General features: G+C 62.5%; 17 protein-coding genes and 1 tRNA gene. 9 read left to right on the top strand and 9 right to left on the bottom strand.

Annotation, left to right across the window (positions count from 1 at the left end; genetic code table 11):
- Positions 1-50 precede the first annotated feature (50 nt).
- Complete coding sequence (locus BLV25_RS10665) at positions 51-1295, top strand: carboxylate--amine ligase (RefSeq protein WP_092733065.1); 1245 nt, start codon at positions 51-53, stop codon at positions 1293-1295.
- Between the two features lie 74 nt (positions 1296-1369).
- Here the strand turns inward: BLV25_RS10665 and BLV25_RS10670 are convergent, their stop codons facing one another.
- The 3 genes from BLV25_RS10670 to BLV25_RS10680 all read right to left on the bottom strand — a co-directional run bounded on the left by BLV25_RS10670 (position 1370) and on the right by BLV25_RS10680 (position 3861).
- Positions 1370-1657 (bottom strand): DUF5808 domain-containing protein, encoded by a 288-nt coding sequence (locus BLV25_RS10670; RefSeq protein WP_021072715.1) that lies wholly within the window; start codon positions 1655-1657, stop codon positions 1370-1372.
- 143 nt (positions 1658-1800) lie between these two features.
- Complete coding sequence (locus BLV25_RS10675) at positions 1801-3519, bottom strand: bifunctional N(6)-L-threonylcarbamoyladenine synthase/serine/threonine protein kinase (RefSeq protein WP_092733068.1); 1719 nt, start codon at positions 3517-3519, stop codon at positions 1801-1803.
- Positions 3520-3540: 21 nt separating this feature from the next.
- A complete protein-coding gene (locus BLV25_RS10680) occupies positions 3541-3861 on the bottom strand; it encodes a 30S ribosomal protein S24e (protein WP_021072717.1) in 321 nt (106 codons plus the stop codon).
- Between the two features lie 149 nt (positions 3862-4010).
- On the opposite strand from BLV25_RS10680, the gene BLV25_RS10685 reads away from it, so the two are divergent.
- The 8 genes from BLV25_RS10685 to BLV25_RS10715 all read left to right on the top strand — a co-directional run bounded on the left by BLV25_RS10685 (position 4011) and on the right by BLV25_RS10715 (position 10668).
- Positions 4011-4511, top strand: a complete 501-nt coding sequence (locus BLV25_RS10685; RefSeq protein WP_092733071.1) for a DUF367 family protein — start codon at positions 4011-4013, stop codon at positions 4509-4511.
- An 85-nt stretch (positions 4512-4596) separates the two neighbouring features.
- Positions 4597-4896, top strand: a complete 300-nt coding sequence (locus BLV25_RS10690) for a hypothetical protein (RefSeq protein WP_021072719.1) — start codon at positions 4597-4599, stop codon at positions 4894-4896.
- Between the two features lie 132 nt (positions 4897-5028).
- The gene (locus BLV25_RS17450) at positions 5029-5199 is read left to right on the top strand and encodes a hypothetical protein (protein ID WP_021072720.1); all 171 of its coding nucleotides are present in this window, start codon (positions 5029-5031) and stop codon (positions 5197-5199) included.
- 156 nt (positions 5200-5355) lie between these two features.
- A complete protein-coding gene (locus BLV25_RS10695; RefSeq protein WP_092733074.1) occupies positions 5356-6600 on the top strand; it encodes an MBL fold metallo-hydrolase in 1245 nt (414 codons plus the stop codon).
- A 128-nt stretch (positions 6601-6728) separates the two neighbouring features.
- Positions 6729-7388, top strand: a complete 660-nt coding sequence (locus tag BLV25_RS10700; protein ID WP_092733077.1) for a DUF7119 family protein — start codon at positions 6729-6731, stop codon at positions 7386-7388.
- Between the two features lie 207 nt (positions 7389-7595).
- On the top strand, positions 7596-8234 hold the full coding sequence (locus BLV25_RS10705; RefSeq protein WP_039400926.1) for a DUF7114 family protein: 639 nt from the start codon (positions 7596-7598) through the stop codon (positions 8232-8234).
- A gap of 127 nt (positions 8235-8361) precedes the next feature.
- A tRNA-Thr gene (locus BLV25_RS10710) sits at positions 8362-8433 on the top strand.
- 138 nt (positions 8434-8571) lie between these two features.
- On the top strand, positions 8572-10668 hold the full coding sequence (locus tag BLV25_RS10715) for a DUF7845 domain-containing protein (RefSeq protein ID WP_092733080.1): 2097 nt from the start codon (positions 8572-8574) through the stop codon (positions 10666-10668).
- A 377-nt stretch (positions 10669-11045) separates the two neighbouring features.
- Here the strand turns inward: BLV25_RS10715 and BLV25_RS10720 are convergent, their stop codons facing one another.
- From BLV25_RS10720 to BLV25_RS10750, 6 genes are all read right to left on the bottom strand, one after another.
- Entirely contained in the window at positions 11046-11435 is a 390-nt protein-coding gene (locus BLV25_RS10720) for a hypothetical protein (RefSeq protein ID WP_092733083.1), read from the bottom strand.
- Positions 11436-12037: 602 nt separating this feature from the next.
- The gene (locus BLV25_RS10725; RefSeq protein ID WP_092733086.1) at positions 12038-13201 is read right to left on the bottom strand and encodes a hypothetical protein; all 1164 of its coding nucleotides are present in this window, start codon (positions 13199-13201) and stop codon (positions 12038-12040) included.
- Between the two features lie 6 nt (positions 13202-13207).
- Complete coding sequence (locus BLV25_RS10730; protein WP_092733089.1) at positions 13208-14359, bottom strand: hypothetical protein; 1152 nt, start codon at positions 14357-14359, stop codon at positions 13208-13210.
- 286 nt (positions 14360-14645) lie between these two features.
- Positions 14646-18818, bottom strand: coding sequence for an Eco57I restriction-modification methylase domain-containing protein (locus BLV25_RS10735; protein ID WP_092733092.1), 4173 nt, complete (start codon positions 18816-18818; stop codon positions 14646-14648).
- 306 nt (positions 18819-19124) lie between these two features.
- Positions 19125-19376 (bottom strand): type II toxin-antitoxin system HicA family toxin, encoded by a 252-nt coding sequence (locus tag BLV25_RS10745; RefSeq protein WP_092733097.1) that lies wholly within the window; start codon positions 19374-19376, stop codon positions 19125-19127.
- Positions 19377-19646, bottom strand: coding sequence for a type II toxin-antitoxin system HicB family antitoxin (locus BLV25_RS10750; protein WP_092733100.1), 270 nt, complete (start codon positions 19644-19646; stop codon positions 19377-19379).
- Between the last annotated feature and the right edge of the window lie 227 nt (positions 19647-19873).

Genomic DNA, 19873 nt, shown 5'->3' on the forward strand with positions numbered 1-19873 from the left:
GCAGCCGCCGGTTGTGACGACCTTTTTGGCCGTGACGCCGACCGATCGGTATGGCCGAGCAGTTTCTCTCGACGTCGGCGCTCCGTGACGCCCTCGCGGACGCCTCCTTCGACCGCCCGCCAGCCATCGTCAGCAACGCCCACATCACCGGACTGAGCGTGGCGCGAGCGCTCGACGCCCACGACGTCCCGGTGATCGCCCTCGACCGGAACGGGGACGGCGTCGCGCCGCCATCGAACGCGGTCGAGTTCGCCGGCACCGTCACCTATCCGCTCGAGGACTTCGAGGGGTTCCAAACCGACGTCGAAGCGATCGTCGAGGCGGTCGGCCGGGACGTCGTCCCGTTCGGCTGTATGGACGAGTGGGCCCACGCGTACGCCCGGGTCGACGGCGACGGCGTTCGGCTCCCCTTCGCGGACGCGGCCGTCGTCGACTCGGTGTTGAACAAATCCGAGCTGTACGCCACCTGCGAGCGGCTCGACGTTCCCTACCCGGAGACGCATCGCCTCTCCGAGGTCTCGATCGACGAGGCGGCCGACGCGCTCGGGTTTCCGCTGGTCGTCAAGCCCGCGTTGAAACGCGAGTTCGAGGAGGCGTTCGGCACCAACGTCATCGAGGTCGCCGACCGGGAGGAGTTCGCCGACGTCGTCACGGCGGCCGAAAACGAGGGGATCGACGTGATGGCGCAAAAGCGGATCGACGTCGCGGCGGGCGAGGACCGTTCGCTCGCATCCTACGTGCCGCCCGCGGGCGTCGAGGACGCGATCGGGGTCGTCGGCAACGCCCGCGTTCGATACCCCCGCCAGTTCGGAACGTCCTGTCTCGTCGAGCGGGTCGACCATCCCGCGATCGAGGAGCGGGCCCTCGGCGTGCTCGAGGAGACCGGCTACTACGGCATCAGCGAGTCCGAGTTCGTCTACGACGCCGACCGCGAGGAGTACCTCCTGCTCGACGTCAACACGCGGCCCTGGAAGTGGATCGGAATGCCCGTCGCCGCCGGCGTGAACCTCCCGATGGCCGCCTACGCCGCCGTGACGGACGCGGGCTACGAGGCCGCCGAGCCGCGGGATTCCCGGTGGGTCTACCTCCGCGATTACCTCTCGCTGCTCGCGGGTGAGGACGCGTTCTGGGACGTCCTCTCGGCGGACGACTGGGCCGCGCTGCTCTCGGGCTCGTTCGAGACGGCGGCCGACACCGACCTGACGACCGGCGTCTACCGCCCCACGGACCCCGATCCGGCCGCGAAACTCATCGAGACGGAGTTCACGGACCGGGAGTACTACTGTGCCTGCTGACCGGCGTGGATCCCGCTGACGGGCGTGAAAAAACGAGGGTCGCGAAACCAGAGCGACGAAACGAAGGTCGACCGTCAGTCGTCCTCGACGATCACTTCGACCGGGCCGTCGTCGGCCTCGTCCGCCTCGGCGTCGGTCGAGTCCGCCGCCTGCTTGCCCTGCCAGTACAGCCCCGCGGCGACGGCGAGGACCACCCACGACCGCCAGCTCGCGAGGTTCAGGGTGTAGCCGATGCCGAACGGCTTCTCCACGAGCATTCCCTCGTCGGGCTGCCAGTAGGACGACAGGAGCCGCCCGAGGCTCGGTCGCTCGAAGTTGTACGGGATGCCCAGAAGTTCGCCGGAGGACGGTTTCTCTGCCATACGTGTGGGTACACGGACCGACGGCTAAACCGTTTTGGCTCGCGTTCGGTTCGGGGCACCATCCGTCCGTGAACACGTCGGTCGACCGTCCGCGATCGACGGGCGGTGATCGCCGTCATTCAGCGATGCCCATCCCGACTCATTCAGCGATACCGACCCCGACCCTCGATCGTCCGGAGCCGGTCGAGGACGTTCGTTTCACCGACCGCGGCGTATCCGGATTCGGCGGCGGAGACGAGCGGATCCGGGTCGGTCGCCGTCCCGCGGATGGACTGTTCGAGGATGTGCAGGTCCATCGCGTGGTCCTCCACGTGGCCCGTGTGATAGCCGAGCCCGAAGTCGATGAGCGTCGGCGCCGACTCGCCGACGCGGACGTTTCGGGTCGTCGGATCGCCGTGAACGAACCCGGCCCGGTGGAGCCGAGCGAGGTGAGCGCCCACCTCGCGAACGCGATCCGGAGTGATCCGCTCCGCGAGATCGGCGGTGCCGACGTACTGGAGCGTCAACTCCGCGTTCGCGACGTCGACGTCGTGGACGAGCGGCGTCGGGACGCCGGCACGACGGGCCTCGTTCAGGAGGCGTGCCTCGAGCGTGGTCCGGTTCCGCCGCAAGGTCTCGTCCAGCGTCGGATGCCGGTAAGCCTTCGGCCGCCGTCGTTTGCGGACGGTCGCCTCGTCGATGATCTCGACGGCCGCCTCCGCACCCCGCAGATCGAGGGCGTCGCCGCGGTCCGTGGCGGCACGCGTCGTCACGTCCTCCGAAGCGTCGGCTGCAGTCGTCGCCGCGTCGGTCGCTGCGTCCGCCGCGTCCGGCACGGTTTCGGCCGTGTCCGCCGCGATTTCGGTCGCGTTCGCGGACCCGGCGGATGACGCCGTGGTCCCGCGCCAGGTCACCGGAACCTGATCCGGCCGGTAGTTCGGGTCGATCGCGGACTCGGAGATCGGGACGGTGTCGCCGGCCGCCAGCATCCGCGCGCCGAGGACGGCGATCATTCCGGCGTTGTCGCGGAGGAATCGCGGTTCCGGGGCGTGGAACGCGACGCCGCGCTGGGCGCACATCGTCGCCAACATCTCCCGAAGCCGGTCGTTCTGTCCGACGCCGCCGCCGAGCACGAGCTGGTCGTTCCCGGTCAACGAGAGCGCCCGCTCGGCGACCTCCGTCAGCATTGCGAAGACGTGCTCCTGAAGCGAGAAACAGACGTCCTCGACGGGCACGCCCTCGTCGTACAGGTCCTTGGCGGCCGACATGATTCCCGAAAACGAGAAGTCCATCCCCTTGACGACGTAGGGGAGATCGACGTACTCGCCGTCGGCCGCGGCCCGCTCGACCTTCGGCCCGCCGGGATGGGTCCAGCCGACGTGCCGGGTGAACTTGTCGATCGCGTTCCCGACGCCGGTGTCCATCGTCTCGCCGAGCACGCGATACCGGCCGTCGTGGTAGCCGAGGACGTGTGCGTTGGCGCCGGAGGCGTTCAGACAGATCGGGTCCTCGAAGCCGGACCGGTGGCGGCCGATCTCCAGGTGGGCGACCATGTGGTTGACGCCGACGAGCGGGACGTCGAGCGTCCCGGCGACTGCGCGCGCGGCGGTGCCGACGGTTCGCAGACAGGGGCCGAGTCCGGGACCCCGGGAGAACGCGACCGCGTCGATGCCCCCCGCGCCGGCGGTGTCCTCGGCGTACGAGAGCGCGGCGTCGATGACCTCCGGGAGCGTCTCGGCCATATGTTCGGCCGCCTCTCGAGGGTGAATGCCGCCGCTATCGGGCTCGTAGGCGTCGGACTCGATGAAGACGTCGTCGGTCTCGGCGTCGTGGATCGCGGCGCTTGCACACCACGCGGTGCCCTCGATCCCGAGAACGCGCATTCGGTATCCGGGGCGGCGCCGTCAGGCTTCCTCGGCTTCCGCCTCGGCCTCGTCGTCGGCGTCGACGCCGATCTTGTTGCGCTCGAGCATATACTCCTGTTCGACCTCGCGGGCGTCGTCAGGGGTGTCGTAGGCCTTCGCGTAGCCGATCGTCTTGCGCATTCCGAACTTCGTGTCGAGTTCGTGAATCACGACCTCGTCGGAGTCCTTGTCGAGGGTCGCGGCGAGGGAGTCGCGCACGGAGAGGCGGGAGGGGGTCGCCTCGTCGTGGGTGATCTCGAAGCGGATATCGGTCCGGTGCAACATAGGGTTCTCATCCTCGGAGACGATGTCGATGTCCATGGTCAGTTACCACTACCTCCCCGCGAAAGGAGTAAAAGGATTTCGAAGCCGACGTTTCCGCGGTTCCGCGCCGCGTCGGCCGCCGTAACGCACGCACACCGAAGCCAGGGAGGCGGTCGGCTTTTGGCCGCCGCCGTCCTAGGTCGGCCGTGGACGTACACGTCCGATACGAGGGGGACGACGACCCCGAGAAATGCACGGCGCGGAAGCTCGCCCGGTTCGACCTCGCGGACCTCCACCGGTCGGACCGAGCGACGCCGCCGGGCATCGTGTTGAACCCGCACGCGGAGCGGGCGCTCTCGCCCGCCGACGCCGCGACCGCCCGGGAGAACGGACTCGTCGCGCTGGACTGCTCGTGGGAGTCGGCCGGCGAGAAGCGGTTCTCGCTGGGCGGCGACCACCGCGCGCTCCCGTACCTCGTCGCCGCCAATCCGGTCAACTTCGGTCGCCCGATGCGGCTCACGACCGTCGAGGCGCTGGCCGCTGCGCTCGTGATCCTCGGCGATCGTGACCACGCCGAACGGCTGCTCGGGAAGTTCACCTGGGGCGAGACGTTCCTCGAGCTGAACGCCGAACCGCTCCGTCGGTACGCCGCGTGTTCGGATTCCGCCGACGTGGTCGAGGTCCAGGGCGAGTACCTCGACCGGTGAAACCGGATCGCTTTGCCGGCCTCCGGGTCGGAGGTGCGGGTGTGGGACCTTCACACTAATGTGGATGCGGCACCTACGGTCACGTATGGACGCGCGCCGTCTCGAAACCGCCCTCGCCGAGGAGTTCGGCGGCAGCGCCGCCGAGCGGCGGGTCGTCGCCAGACAGGCCCGTGACCTGTCCGACTCCGGAAAGCCCAAGCGGGACCGCGGCCACGCGCTCACGGTTCCGGACGTGCTGCGACACCTCTCCGATGCACCCGAGGGGTCGAGCCTCGTCGAGCGGTGGAACTGGTGGCTCGGCGCGCTCGAGACCGCGTACGGCGGCTACGACCGGTTCACGGTACGGGTCGTCGCCGACGACGACGAGGTCGACGTCGACCAGTAATCCGACGTCGACCGGTGGTCCAACGTCAACCGGTGGCGATGGTCCCCGACCGGTTGCTCCCGGAGCCGTACTTTCAGTTTCACTGCGGGGTATTGGCTCGCTTATACCCGTGACCGGGACGGAGCGACGCATATGAGTTCGCGAACGCAACCCACGCGGTTCGCCGGGTCGACCCGCATCGACGTCACCGACTGCGCGGCGACGCGTATTCCCGATCGGGCCGCGGCCAACGCCGTCGGCGGCGCCGAGGTGTACCTCGAACGCCGCGGCGGCCGAACCTATCTCGTCACGGAATCGGCGTGACGTCGACCGACGGTCGGCGATCAGCGGTCGGCGGTCGACGACCGGTGACTGACGGTCGCCAGTGAGCACCCGGATCCAGTCGACCGGCGGTACGCACCCGGAGCGTGCCGATCCGGATCGACGCCCACTAGCATCGTGGCCCCGGAGATATCCTCGATGGACGTTCGGTTCCTCGGCGGCGCCCGCGAGGTCGGTCGGAGCGCGGTCCTGATCGACGACCGTCTGCTGATCGACCACGGGATGCTCGCCGGAACGCCCCCGCGGTTCCCGGTGAGCGACGTCGACCCCGACGCGGTCGTGGCGAGCCACGGCCACCTCGACCACGTGGGCGTGATCCCCGCGCTGGTGAGCGGCGACGCCCGCCCGCCGATCCACTGGACGCCGCCCACTCGGGAGCTGGCGCTCACGCTCGCGCGGGACACGCTCAAGCTCCACGGCGGCACGTTCCGGTGTCCGTTCACCGAACTCGACGTCGAGCGGGTCACCCAGGTCTCCCGGACCCACGGCTACCGCGAGCCCTTCAGTGCGGCCGGGTACGAGGTGACCTTCCACGATGCCGGCCACATTCCCGGGAGCGCGCACGTCCTCGTCGACGACGGCGAGACGCGGCTCCTTTACACGGGCGACTTCCACACCGACGACCAGCGCCTCGTGGCGGGCACGACGGCGCGCCCGGAAGCGGACGCCGTGATCTGTGAGAGCACGTACGCCGACGTCGAACACGACGATCGGGCCGACGTCGAGGAGCAGTTCGTGCGGAGCGTCGAGACGACGCTGTGGGAGGGCGGAACGGTCGTCGTTCCGGCGTTCGCGATCGGGCGGACACAGGAAATGATGTTGGTCTGCGAGGCGTACGACATCCCCTGTTACGTCGACGGGATGGGGAAGCAGGTCACCGAGATGCTGCGACGCCATCCCGAGTTCGTCCGCGACGAAGAGGCGCTTCGGCGTGCGAAGTCCCACGCACGGTTCGTCACCGGCCGCGACGGACAGCGCAAGCGCATCGCCGACCAGCCAGCGGCGATCATCACGACAAGCGGGATGCTCTCCGGCGGCCCCGCGATGACCTACATCCCCGAGATACGGTCGAATCCGGTGAACAAGATCACGATGACCGGCTACCAGGTCGAGGGAACGCCCGGACGGGACCTCGTGGAGACGGGCAGCGCCGAGATCGACGGACGCGTGATGCCCGTCAGCGCGCAGGTGGAGCAGTACGACTTCTCCGCACACGCCGACCGTCCGGGGCTCCGGGCGTTCCTCGAGCCGTACCTCGAGGCCGGATCGCGGCTGCTCGTGGTTCACGGGGACCGGTGTTCGGCGTTCGCGGAGTCGCTCCGGGCCGCGGGCGGAAACGCGAGCGCGCCCGAGGTCGGCGAGACGGTTACGGTCGGGTCCTGAAACGATCGTGGTCGGGTCCCGAGACGGACGCAGTCGAACGAGCGACCCCGATCCGCGCGCCGTCATCGACCGTCACAGTGTTTGCCAGCGTGCGAGAGTATTTTGGGTGCGGCGGTCCAGGTACCGGTATGACCGACGAGCCAGGCGCGGACCGCCGTTCCCCGGTCGGGGAGCCGGTCGTCCGGGCCGACCCCGAGATCACCGGCGACCGCGCCGCGGAGGCGATCGGCTTCGACCCCGACGATCCCGAGAGCGTCGCGGAGGCTGCCGCGGTCGTCAACCGGTTCGCCACCGGCGAGGTCGGCGGCGACGACCACGTGCTGATGCTGCGTGGGGCGGCCGCCTGTGCGGCGCTCGTTCGCGGCACCGGGTCCTACAAGCGCGCCGCCGAGCGCGCCGGCGACGGGGTGTCGGTCTCGTTCATCCGGAAGTGGGCCCGCGTCCACGACCTCCCGCAGGCGATCCGCCGCCACGTCGCGCGAGGGGAGATCCCGCCGACCGCGGCCAAGCACATCGCGCGCGTCGGGGGGTCGGACCGCTACCTCCTCGCGTGGGCCGTCCTCGACGGCGACCTCACCGTCCGCGACGTGCGGTCGATCGCGTCGGACGTCAACGACGGAACGCGGCTGGAGGCGGCGCTGGAGGACCGCGACGTCAGCCCGGGCCGGATCACGCTCGATCTCCCGGTCGACGCCTACGTCGAACTTCGACGTGACGCATCGATGCGAAACGAGGATCCCGGAACCATCGTCGGCGCGGCTCTCGATGCGTTCGAACCGGACGCGTGAGCGCGACTTCCGGCTTGGTCGTGTGACGTGACTACGGAAGGATGCCGGCAGCTGAGGGCCGAAGGATGCCGGCAGCTGAGGGCGAAGGAGGCTGGCCGCTGAGGACGGTGAATTCCGTCCGTGAGCGGCGGGGGGATTCGGGAGCGGACGGGCCGACTCGATGCGGTTTCCAAAGGTCTTTGGCCGTTGCGATCCTTACTTCGGTCGATGGATGACGCCGTGCGGGCTCGTGAGGCCGCACGCGAGGCGCTGGCTGACGTGGAGCCGACGCGCCTCCGTGCGGTCCTCGACGAGAGACTGGTCGACGCCGCCGTGACGCCGGGGGTCCTCGCGATCGTCACCGCGCGAGCGCTGTCGCCCGACCTCGCCGTCGATCACGTCGAGGAACGCGCCGCCGGCGTCCAGCTGATCTACGAGGGACTCCGTCTCACCCGCCACATCGCCCACGAGGAGCCCTGGCTCACCGCCGCCGAGGGGGCCGACATCGAGGCCGACCTCGACGTGCTGGCCGCCGACGTGCTCGTCTCGCGCGGCTTCTCGCTGCTCTCCCGGACCGAGGCCGCGGCCGCCGCCGTCGAGGTCGTGCGCGCGTTCGGCCGCGACCAGACGCTCCGGGAGCGCCCCGACGCCGACGAACTCGCCCTCGACCGGAACCTCGAGGAGGACGTCTTCGAATTGGCCGTCGTGGCGGGCACGACCGCCGTGGGCGGCGACCCGCCGACCGACCTGCTCGCGTACGCCCGCGAGCTGGCCGCCGACTACGACGGCGGGTTCCCGCCCGCGGGCCAGGCCCTCTCCGACGGAACCGCCGACCGGATCGCGACCCTCTCCGAGGAGCGCGTCTGACCGCGGCGATCGGCGCCGGCGGCGACGATCCGCGGTGAAACGAAGACCCGTGTGAGGGCGTCGCGGTGGCCGCCCGAATCGAAACGCCTAAAGACGAATCCGGTCAACCGACGTATGCGCATCGAGCGCCTGGGTAGCTTAGCGGTAAAGCGCGTCCTTGGTAAGGACGAGACCCCGGGTTCAAATCCCGGCCTAGGCTTAAGCCGTTTCCTTCAATTTCCCCTGTTAAAGGGGGCGTTACGTCCAATAATAGTATTCTCAACCCCCATAAAATGGGGTGTCGCGCGAGTCGCAACTCGGCTCCGCGCGTCAGCGATCGCGAAGGACGGTGGTCGCAGTGAGCGACGCGGGCGAGTTCTTCGACCAGCTCGAGGAAGCTGACGCAGTCACGACCGACGGGGCGGATTCCGTCCAGTCGGCAATCAAGCAATCGGAAGTCGATCGTGCTCGACCACGCCGGGAAACCAACTCCAGCCCCTCGTCTCGACGACCACGTCGCTCCCTCACTCCGGAATACGTTGCTCGCTGTCGGTTCTGCCGGTGTAAATTCACGGCGGCTTCGCTCGCGCGGTATCACGAAGGGCGCTGTGACGCCGAGCCGGTCTCACAGTGCCGCTACTGCGAGGCGGAGCACACTCCGGATGATGACCCGGAACGGCACCTCGACGCCTGTGAGGCATACCAGAGCATCCTGCAACAGGAACACGACCAGGGCGAGACGGACGACACAGTGGAGGAAGCGGAGGACGAGTCGTTTGCACGGCTGTTCATCGACCCACAGCCTCACGAATTCCACGCGTATCTCAAATGGGACTGTTCCTCCCTCGAAAACCCGTTACGGTCGTACTTCGGGCTTCGGTCGCTTCAGGGAGAACATAATTTCGAGGATCACGGGCGATTGCGAACGTCGATGGAGCTCGGCGACGACACGTGGGCCGTCGAATTCGGATTCAAGCCATCCGGGATTGCGCCCCGTGACAGGCCGGATTTCCAGCTGGACGAGGTGAGGGAGTACCTCATCTACGTGTATCCGGATGCATACTCGTCGTGGGCGGATGCGAAAGACGAGGCGCGTCAGCGGGCGTACTTCCGTATCTCTCCTCGGTGGCCCGATATGAGTTCCAAAGACGGGTTGAAATCGATGTCGAACCCGGACATCGAAGGATACGACGTCGAGATGGAAGGGTCCTACTGGGAGTTCAAGCAGTATCCGGAGGTCTTCCAACGGGCACTCGACACACTCGCTGACCGCCAGGGCTTTCGATTCAATAGCCCCACGTACATCCATCCGGAGGATTTCAACCCCCGAACCATCCATTCCTCATCAAATATCGTCGATGGGGAGTACTACGTGCGTGTCAAAATCGGAGAGACAGACGTGGTAATCGCCTACGATGGAACGCTTCATCGGATCTCGCTACTGCTGTCCGGTGACCGGCAAGGGTATGCGAAGACGGTCCGCGACGACCGGGAATGTCCGGGATACTACCATACGGCCACGATCGACGCTCGACGTGCGAGTGAACTCATCGGGTCACACGAACTCCCGAAGGAATTCAAGCACTACCATATGCGGAACCCCGACGCGGTCAAAGGAACCAAGCTTGAACACCCGAAGATCGGGGTCTCGTTCCAGAATTCGATCCACGACGGGACGCTGTACTGGGACGACCTGGACAAGCTGGAGACCGAGTTGGATGAAGCACTGCTGAACGTCCTGGAGTGGTCGGACATCCCGACGCGGCCGGACGACCACTACTTCGTCGAGGACGACTACTTCACCGTCACGGGGTCTCGACGCTGGCGGAAACTGCTACCGGAGCGTCTCCCCCGCATTGAGTCCAAGCAGGACGACCAGATCTTTGCGACCGCGAGCCAGATGAACGCGACCGATGCGGAGCTCGTCGATACACTGTTGACCGACGGTGGAACAACGTCGCCCGCGGATTTGGCGGACTCCATCGGCGTGCATCTCGATACGGTCTACCGGGCTCTCAAGCGTCTTAGGCCACTCGTCGACCACACCTACGGGGAAGTCCAACTCGGCTCGAAGTACATTGCGCAGGAACTGACAGGCTATATCGACCAGGTCTCCGAGAGCATCCAACGCGGGTGGGAGAACGCCCTCGATGGACTCACGCGAGCGGAATCGTTCGGAGACGATGCTGACCCGTGGAGCCGGTGGCTCGACCAATATGGCGGAACGATAACCGCGACGGAGGGTGCTGATCCGGACGAGCTCGAGGTCGGGTTCCAGCCGGAAAGCATCGAAGACGCACGCGAACTCCTCCGCCAGGGTGCAAGACGATGGGCGGAGGTGACCGGAAATCCGCTGCGTCAATTCGGATTCGAGTTTGCGCCGGTAGTCACGTGCGTCGACGGCACCTGTTACGCACCAAAGCGCTTCGCTGACGCGCTCGGAACCCCCAGCTAGCACGCCGACTCTTGAGAGGCATCACTATCCATCCGGCCGTTTATCGGCGTTTCTTGCCCCTTCTTTGGTCCGATTCGGAGTTCATCGGTGACCAATCGAACGTGAACACAGCCGCAACGGAGAAGGTTAGTTGCAATTTCGGCGGGGGGCACCGAATTCCCTCTTAGAGGTGTGGCTAAGGAGCCACGGAAAGAAACCACTGCCTCGCTTCGCTCGGCAGATTCCAGCAGAAACAGGGGTTGTCGGCGCGCCTGACTCGGCGCGCCTCGTTCATTCCCGAGCAACTATCAAGGACTCTCCCTAGAACAATGGCGCTTACGTGAAAACCGCGGTATACGAACCGCGGCTACACGGCCGGTACCTCACGCCCTCAACCGTTACGCGGAAGCGTAGCTGACCTTGCGGTTGCCGAGGGGGTAGGTGTCAGTCGCCAGTTCATCCCTGATGAACGAGCGGATCTCGTCAGCCGACTTGGAATGGACCTCCGACACACGATCGGGGGCTACGCTCGTCACGATCTCGAGGAGGCTGTCGCGGTCCTCAGGGAGTACCACCGGACTATCCAGCCCGGGGATATCGTGCCCGACGATATACCGGCCCTGCTCGCGTCGGAGCACGTCGTATTCCCACATCACCCTACACCTCTTGGTGACGTAGTTTTGGCTGTAGTCGGTCTCCTGCGAGATTTCGGCAGGACGAGCCGCGTAGTCGATGCTTTTCAGGAACGTAACGATCTCGTCGTCTGCGGGCTTCTTGTCGTATCCCATTTAAATTGTGAGTGTGCCAAGAAGTTCCCTCGGTGAAAGTTAAGCCTAAGATGGAGGGCCGATATGCTCCTCTTGAGGCAACCCCACCACAGGGATGAATCGGTCATCCCTGTTGGCACGTAAAGGGGTGACCTCGACTGACAACCGGGACACCTGTCTGCTTGGCTGGCGGTGGGTGTCCCGACGACGGTTCTCCGATTGTGTCGGCCGTTCATGAGTTTACTTCACACGAGTATGTGAGGCACTGGCGCATAAAAATGGTTTCGGGGGTGGAGCGAAAGTGGAATGTAACAGCAAAAACGCAGTACTGAAGCGGTTTTTATCTCGAAATACGGCGGTTGAGAAAGATCAAATTAGACCAGATCTCACCTATGAATGTTGGGATATCGATCGTCCTTAGATCTGTCAGAGTAGCAGATATTGACGATCAGTTAGTGTAATTAATGAGGGTGTCGTAGAACGGTTTCCTCATCTTGTTGAGCTACCCGTGAATCGGTAAGTACAGGGGAATAATGTAACGCGACGTCTAGCAATGGCTCCGCGGAGTGGTAGGAAACCCGTACAAGATACAGAGGTGGATTCGTCGTTAGATACGCGCTATTCTACTCGTTTTCCCCGCCGTCTTCCTCGTCGTCGTGTTCCGAATCCCACTCGCCTAGCCGAGTCTGCTGGGGCTGGAAGTCAGATTTGACGTCTTCGAACGCCCGCTCCTTCCACTTTACTTCGGTCTTATGCTCGAGATACTTGTCCTCGGCAGCTTGTTTCGCCGCTTTGATCGACTGTCCCTGAAACAGGATCCGGTAGTCCCGGGACGAGTTCAGGCGGTCAGGTTCGCTCGTAAGGAAGCCGACATCGCGGCCTGTCTCGAGAAGCGAGTCCACCCGTTGCTCAACCAGCTTGTCGCGGACATCTCCGGTGAACCCAACTTGCAGCTCATCGTCGAACGCGTCGTAGAACCCGCTCCGGCTGAACTCAAACGGATGTGGATCCTCCTCCTTTCGCTTCGTATTTATCAGCCGCTCAGCGAGCGCCTTGAGTTGCGTGAGCGGATGATCGCTGAACGTAAATTCGATAGGATTCTCCACCTTGCCAGCATCCATCGAGTCGTTTACCTCGCCGGCGAGACGCTGATCGCGGACATTGCCGTGTACTTGCACGATCTGCTGGTCACCCAGATCATACCCCCAGAAAGCGTAATTCGGCGGAATGTCTAAGTCGTTGTCAATTCGGTCGTAGTCCATTGACACGATCTGAGTCAGCTTCCCGCAGACGACGTATTGCTCGAAGACGATTTCGTCGACGCCGAGCTGGTCACGGAGCACTTCGCGATACTTGTCGGTGCCAACCACTTCCTCGATTTGCTCCAGCTTCTTTGCCCAGTCTCGACCAGCAGCACCTCCCGACTTGCACTCCACGATACAGACCTTCGCGGATCCATCGTCCTCCTTTGCGAGAATAACGTCTCCGTTTTTGACTTCCTCTTCCCCGACTTCCACCGAGTTTTGCTCTTCCAGCGGTTCCGTGAACGCGAACCGGTACCCGGTCTCATACCCGTCAGCTATCGGCTTGTGATGGAATGCCGACGCGATAGCAGTGACGATCTCAAGGTGTTCTTCCTCGCGCTCGTACGTCGTGTCAAGTTCGTCGTAGATCGCGTTCTCATCGAGTTCGTCGTAGGCGTCGTTGTACTGCTCATCGAACCTGTCCCGGTCTTCTTGGTGGAGCCGAGAACGGTAGTCCTCGATTCGATCGTCGATCCGGGACATTCTGCGTCAGGAGACCCGCGTCGGACGGGCGTTGGCGTCGATCTGATCGGAGATGAACTCAAAGAGGCGGATCGACTGGTCGATCCCCGTGTCTTCACGTGGGTAAATTCGAATCGCGTCCTCGTGCGTACGGAGAACTGTCTTCCCGTACGATCGCTCATCGATGAGTTCCGCCTTCAGGTGTGGGGAGGACCGTTCAACGAGTTGCTGTTGCTGGAGGCTTTCCCCGTCAAAGTTGACGTCCGGGGGTTCGGGTTCTTCGGAGAAGGAGATGTCCAGTTCACCGATGTTGAATTCCCACTCTTGAATCTCCTCTTCCAGCCGCTCAATGTCTGCTTGCGTCACTGCGGACTCAAGCTGGACAGCCCACGGGTGACTCTCTGGGATCGTTTGCCCGCTTGCAAACTTGTTCTTCGTCCGCTTGAAGCCAGAGGTATCGATCGCATCCTTCACTTCCTTTAGCCGCTCGATCGAATCCTGAATCACTGAGAGAACTTCCGGCAGACCGCCGTTCTTGATCGTAAACACGCCACGTGTCGTCACGCGGAACTTGAACTCGTTCGATTTCTGGAACTTCAGGTTCGTCGGGAGAACTCCGTACTCGTACTTGATCTCGTTGAACGTTTCCAGTCCATCCTTGCCATAGTACTGGAAAGTACGCTCAAAGCGTGGTCGGCGCTTCGCGGATATTTCCGAATGTTGGCTACGCGACGCGGTGAAATACGGCATAAGCACGTCCGAGTAGCGGTTCACGATCCGCTGTCGCAGGTTCTCCATCTGCGTCTTGGAGATCCACATCCGCCCGATCTTCCGTTCGCTCTTCAGGTAGGCGTCGATGGATTCCGGCATATCCTCGGTCTTTCGCCCTGTCGTGAACCAGATCGGAAACTCATCGCTTAGGAAGACGTAGTACGGAACGTCCAACGCTTTCGCGTTCAGCAGAAGGAGATTACCGTGGCGCTCTTCGATGTGGAAATGCGACTGCGTGGATTCGACTAGTTCTTCCGACGAGTCGAAGTCGCAGATGGAACCGATGACGCTCAGATCGCCGTCAATCTCGGAGAGGGTTGCCGTCTCCTTGATGTGCTCTGTGACCTCCTCAAGGGAGTAGAAATCCCTGTCGCCCGCGTTCAGGAAGTCAAAGTCGCTGTTGGGCATTAGAGGTCACTTCTTTCGCTTGAAACACTTTCAACGGAGGAAATATAAAACCACCCGGATTTTTGACTCTGTGAACTCTCCCCCTCAAACTGGGATACGAGCCTGAAGGATCAGTTCCGGCCATCTCTCCGGGAAGTCGCTCCACCGCCACCCCATCTTTTCGTGCTCAGTACGCATCCATCTTACACGACGGTACGAACATCATATGTAGTGGGTGGGAAGTTCGGATCGTAATCGTGTGATCTCTCAGCTATCAGCGTAGGCGACGTGGTCGCCGACCTCGCAGTCAGTCGTCCGCGACTGCCGCTTCCACGATTTCGATCTCCTCGTCGGTCAGGTCGTAGAGGTCGTAAACGATCTCGTCGATGAGTTGATCGGTCTTCTCGATCTTCGCGTCGAGTTCGTCAGCGCGCTTCTTCGTTTCGACGTACCGCTCCAGGTCGTCGGCGACGTCGTCGGGATCCGGCAGCGTGATCGCCTTCAGGCGGTCGACGAGCGAGTTCGTCTTCGTGGCGTTCTCGCGGAAGCCCGCAAAGCCGCCGGCCTCCTCGACGGCAACGGGAACGAATGCCTCGACGAGCGCGGCCTCGTTCTCGGAGATGTCCAGCAGCGTGAACGCCTCGTGAAACTCCGTCTCCGTGTAGCCGTATGTGTCGGTCTCGTGGGCATCCTCGTCCTCGGGCTTGTACCGTGCCGTCGCGGAGACCGTGACCGTCGTGCCGTCGCGCTCAGTACGCACATCGCCGACGCGGAGGTTCTCGTGCTTCTCGGCCGTCGCGTCGAGGATGCCCGACGCGGTTGGCTGGAAGAGACCGATGTCGGGGAGATCCGGACCGTCTTCGTAGTTACCGAGATACTGTTTTAAATCGAGTGAGAGTTTTTGACGTGATTCTCGATAATCAAACATATTCTTGACTTTATTGACCATCTCTTGAGATATCTTGTCTATTGGAACACCAATTGGTTCGATGTAATCTTTGGTATACCGATAATATCCGCCTCGAAGAACGTTGCTTGTTCGCGTAATGTAATACCAAACTAATGTAGAGTTAAGTATCCCAACTACGAAGTTCGGAGGTATGTCTTCGGGGAGATCTGGGCTATAAACCATATTTGAGTAGTATAGATCTCCCTCCGAATCGTATGTGACTTCTCCCTGCTTGACGATCTGTCCAAGTACAATTTTTTCACGCTCAAACCGACGGGGATTCCGTGGACACCAATGCGCATACCATGATTCAAAGATTTGATTTTCGCTCCCTCGCTCTGCCAGAGCTGACTGGTTGGTTTTTAGATACTCATATGTTTGCGGATACTGCTTTTTTAATTCACTTTCTGATATTAGCTGTCCAGATGGGTCATATGGATAAATTAGCCGAGAAGACGTTTTCGGCGGCATATAACGGGAAACGTCTTTGCCGTCCACATATCGATGAGTTAGGTCTTTTTCAATTTCAACCTCATCTTTCAAGGCTTTCGAATATCCAGTAACTGTATCTCGATTCACCCGACAATTTTCTAGTACGAATACATCATTTGCACTTGTCTGAATTCCGACGAAAATACTGTTTGTAACGTCCTCAAATGATTCTCCTGTCCCTTCGATTTTGGATAGTATTTGTTGTTCATCTCCTCCAACAAGGGTCCACTTGTCATCACCGGTTCCAAGTGTAGAATCTATATACGGTTGATTAATTGTGGATTCCAGCTCACCGCTAACTTGTTTATATTGAACTTCTTGGGAGTTATGTCCATCTCTCATAAATAAGAGGCAGGTGTAGATTGTCGCAGAATTAAAAACCTGATTTTGGCCAAAGTCGACGATTGCTTCAACTTCTTTTGAGTTATTCAAGAATCTCCGAAGAGACTTGCCTGCTCGTGATTCGAAGAATTTGTTCGGTATAATCAGACCGACTCTGTTTTGAGTGAGTTCATATCCCCTTTCAGTAAACAACCCATAAAGATCGTATCTTTCTTTTGCCACATCGTACATCTGTTCGAAATATCTTTTGTCAGATCCACCGATGTTTTGAATCTTCACATACGGCGGATTTCCGATCACCGCGTCAAACCCTGCAGCTTCCAGCCGCTCACCGTCTTCTCCGTAGAATGCGACCGGGAACTCCAACTCCCAGTGGAAGAACTGCTCATCGCCCGCCATCGCCTGCGCACTTTTGAACCATCCCTGTTCCTCGATCTGTCCCCAAGCACTCTGCTGGAGGGCACGCGCCATCCGTTCGTAGGCGTCGTCCGGCACGTCGAGGCCGAACTGATCGGCCGTGTGGACGTTCGCCATCGCAAGGAGATGCTGGTATAAGGGGTCGTCGCGGACCTCGTCGTAGACGTCTTCCATCTCCTTGGCGTCTTCGAGCGTCTCGTTGTCGATCGACAGCAGATCCTGAAACTGCTCCATCACGTGGGCGATCGCCTCCTGGCGAGCGTGGTCGAAGAACTGCGAGAACGTGATCTGTCCGCCCGCGTCCGCCGCCTCTGCCTCCGTCTCCTCCTCGTCGCCGTTCGCGAGCACGTCCTCGATGTCGCTGCCGACCAGCGAGTTCCCCGTTTTCAAGTGGTGGTCGAGGAACGCCAGCGGCTGCTCGGCGGCGAGTGTTCGCAGCCACAGCGACACCTTCGCCAGCTCCACGGCGAGCGGGTTGAGATCGACGCCGTAGATACAGCGCTGGGCGACCTTTCGGCGTGCCCAGTTGATGTCGTGGTCCTCGTCGATCGTCTCGACGCCCTGCTGTTCCGCCTGCCGCTCCTGGGCGTCGATGATCTCGCGAGCGAGGTAGTCGACTGCGCTCGTGAGGAAGTGCCCGCTCCCCATCGCCGGGTCAAGAATTTTTAACTCGAATATGCGCTCCGCGAACTCCTCGGCGAACCCACCCTCGCTGTATGAGTCGTACCCAACCAGATCCTCGCGGATGTCCTCAACCAGCGGCCCGAGCGTCTCGTCGACGATGTACTCGACGACGTACTCTGGCGTGTAGTAGGAGCCGGTCGCCTTGCGCTCCCCGCTGCCGGTCGTGAGGTACACCTCGCCCGCCTCGACCACGACGTCGGCGGTCTCCGCGTCCTCGTCGCCCTCAATAGCTACGTACTCGCCGTCGTCCAGCGTGAGCGGTTGGTCGGCGACGTGCAGCTGGTACTCGAGAAGGCCCTCATAGATGCTTCCGAGATGACGCACGTCGAGCGATGAGTAGTCGACGAAGATCTTCCCGCCGCCGTTGCCGTTCGTGCTTCGCGTTAACAGGTCGATGACCCGCGCGAGGTGGGCGTCACCCACCGCGTGCTCAGCCAGGAACTGCGCCTCGGGGTCGTCGTCCTCGTCCGGGTCGGTCCGGAACAACCCGCCGTTGTACGCCGGAATGTAGAGGTCCTCCTCGGGGATCCCCCGCGATTTGCTCCCCTGGTCGATCAGTTCGAACAGCTCCTCGAGCCGCGAGTTCAAGTTGTCCTGCCAATCCCGGTACTGCGGGTCGTCGCCGTCGAGATCGTCGGCGACCTCCTGCTTGAGCGAGTTCAGGCTGTAGGACTCCTCGTAGATCTCGTTGTCCGTGTCCAGCAGGTCGCGACCCTCGGCCTCCGCGTAGAGCACGAAGATGAGCCGATAGAGGTAGATGAGCGAGGCGTCGTGAACGAGGTCGAGGTCGTCCTCGTCGAGGTCGTTGTCGGGATACTGGAGGTATCCTTCCGAGAGCACCTTGATCGCCTCGTAGATGTTGTCCTGGAGGTCCTCCCCGAGGTCCTGCGCGAAGACGTTCGACTCGTCGTAGACGTCGTCGAGGAAGCAGTCGCCGCCCGCGTCCTCGAGAAACGCCTGCTGTCGGAAAAAGAGGTAGAAGTATTTGAAGGCCGCAAGGTCGCCGTTCTCAAGCACCTCCGGTAGGTCGATTTCATAGTAGGAGTCGAGCCGGTGGCTCGTCGGTCCGTAGTAGAGCCGCCACTTCTTCCCGTCCGTCAGGACGGCCCACTGTGCCGGCGTCTCCTGGAGGTAGACGTGGATCTGGTAGCTCGGGTTCTCGAAGTCCCGCTCGTGCTCAGCGCTCCCGCGCGTGTCCAGCGGGCGTCCCCAGCGCTTGGCGTCGGCGACGGCGACCGCATTCTCGTAGAAGTCCCCGCCCGCCTCCCGGCGCTCGAAGGCGTCACGCGCGGCGTCCTCGCTCTCGAAGAAGCCGTAGTCGGGTCGGCGCTGCGTCCGGCTGGTGCTCTCCTCGACCTCGAAGGGGATCCCCAGCTTCCGGAACATCGGTCGGATGAACTTCTCCTCGAGCTGGGACTCGTTCCGCTTCGGAGCCGTGCTCTTTTCGCGCTCGTAGAGGTCGCTGATCTCGTCGTACGCGCTTTGCAGTTCGTCATCGTCGATCTCGTCCCACGCCTCCGTCTCTGGGAGGTGCTCGTCGAGGTAGTGGTTCGAGAACAGGTCGCGGTTCGTTCGGTAGGTGAGTGATTGCTGCATACGTTAGGCGGAGGGTCTGATGGCGGAGTCGTCCGACTTGCTACTGTTGGTGTCGCGGGGGGCGAGGACGGTCACGTCGTCGACGTCGACCTCGGCCGCGTTCCCACCGTCGAGGCCGAAGTCGCCGGGTTCGGGACCGGAACCGATGCTTCGTCCGGTGTGCCCGGGAGGGTGCCCGACTCGGTTACGGAATGTCACGTATGCACCGCATAAGTCAGGGTGGCCGTATAGTGTTTTCTTCGACCACAAACCGGGCCGCGTCTGGGGATGACGAGCCCCGTCTCCGTCGCCGAGACGTCGGGCGTGCTAGGCGTTCCGATCGATCCAGTCGCAAAAGGCGTCGAAGTCTTGGGCACCCGCTTCATCGGCGATCTCGCGGAGCGTCCCGATTCGGAGTTCGTCGTGGAGCGGGACGGTTGCCCACCGACGATCGTCCTCGTTCGTTGGGTGTTCATAGTGCAGTTGGGCGTGGTCTCCGATGGTTCGTTGCCATTCGAAGTTGCCGGCGTTGACAAGCACCTTGACGACCTCGTGCCCCGAAAAGGTCCGCCTTCCCATTTATTTGAGCACGTCCGGGGGTTCTTCATCACCCGTCGTGTTGTCCGCCGGGTCGATCCCCAACTCCTCGAGTTCCGCATCCGTGGGTTCCCGACCAATCTCTCCCCGGTAGAGTGCGACCGCTTCATCGAGGTTCTCGAGCGCAGCGTCACGGGACTTCCCTTGAGTCGTCACACCCGTCTCGACGTCCTTGGCGATCCACCAGTTATCCTCCCGCCAGAGGCGGATCTCATCCTCGTGAGGGGCCCCGTCCCGTGTTGAGGTTGCCATTACGCTACATTCGTGCTGAAAGGCGAATAAACATTGGGGGCACACCCGTGGCTGGTCACGGACGTCTGTAGCCGCGTATTCGCATTTCATCCGTGGTGGGGTACAGTTGGTCCAATCCCTCGGGGCCGTCGTATAACCACTACCAAGCGAGGCAAAATAGGTCGGGACTGCCGGGCTGTTCGGCTTGTACCGGCCCTCATTACGGCGGTGTCTCAGTCGGACTGACT

The sequence above is a fragment of the Halopenitus persicus genome, assembly GCF_900107205.1.
Classification (GTDB): domain Archaea; phylum Halobacteriota; class Halobacteria; order Halobacteriales; family Haloferacaceae; genus Halopenitus; species Halopenitus persicus.

What these genes read in the sequence shown, in the direction of transcription:
- BLV25_RS10665 (WP_092733065.1), top strand. Translation starts at nt 51, where the DNA reads ATGGCCGAGCAGTTTCTCTCGACGTCGGCGCTCCGTGACGCCCTCGCG.
- BLV25_RS10670 (WP_021072715.1), bottom strand. Translation starts at nt 1,657, where the DNA reads ATGGCAGAGAAACCGTCCTCCGGCGAACTTCTGGGCATCCCGTACAAC.
- BLV25_RS10675 (WP_092733068.1), bottom strand. Translation starts at nt 3,519, where the DNA reads ATGCGCGTTCTCGGGATCGAGGGCACCGCGTGGTGTGCAAGCGCCGCG.
- BLV25_RS10680 (WP_021072717.1), bottom strand. Translation starts at nt 3,861, where the DNA reads ATGGACATCGACATCGTCTCCGAGGATGAGAACCCTATGTTGCACCGG.
- BLV25_RS10690 (WP_021072719.1), top strand. Translation starts at nt 4,597, where the DNA reads ATGGACGCGCGCCGTCTCGAAACCGCCCTCGCCGAGGAGTTCGGCGGC.
- BLV25_RS17450 (WP_021072720.1), top strand. Translation starts at nt 5,029, where the DNA reads ATGAGTTCGCGAACGCAACCCACGCGGTTCGCCGGGTCGACCCGCATC.
- BLV25_RS10695 (WP_092733074.1), top strand. Translation starts at nt 5,356, where the DNA reads ATGGACGTTCGGTTCCTCGGCGGCGCCCGCGAGGTCGGTCGGAGCGCG.
- BLV25_RS10700 (WP_092733077.1), top strand. Translation starts at nt 6,729, where the DNA reads ATGACCGACGAGCCAGGCGCGGACCGCCGTTCCCCGGTCGGGGAGCCG.
- BLV25_RS10705 (WP_039400926.1), top strand. Translation starts at nt 7,596, where the DNA reads ATGGATGACGCCGTGCGGGCTCGTGAGGCCGCACGCGAGGCGCTGGCT.
- BLV25_RS10720 (WP_092733083.1), bottom strand. Translation starts at nt 11,435, where the DNA reads ATGGGATACGACAAGAAGCCCGCAGACGACGAGATCGTTACGTTCCTG.
- BLV25_RS10725 (WP_092733086.1), bottom strand. Translation starts at nt 13,201, where the DNA reads ATGTCCCGGATCGACGATCGAATCGAGGACTACCGTTCTCGGCTCCAC.
- BLV25_RS10730 (WP_092733089.1), bottom strand. Translation starts at nt 14,359, where the DNA reads ATGCCCAACAGCGACTTTGACTTCCTGAACGCGGGCGACAGGGATTTC.
- BLV25_RS10735 (WP_092733092.1), bottom strand. Translation starts at nt 18,818, where the DNA reads ATGCAGCAATCACTCACCTACCGAACGAACCGCGACCTGTTCTCGAAC.
- BLV25_RS10745 (WP_092733097.1), bottom strand. Translation starts at nt 19,376, where the DNA reads ATGGGAAGGCGGACCTTTTCGGGGCACGAGGTCGTCAAGGTGCTTGTC.
- BLV25_RS10750 (WP_092733100.1), bottom strand. Translation starts at nt 19,646, where the DNA reads ATGGCAACCTCAACACGGGACGGGGCCCCTCACGAGGATGAGATCCGC.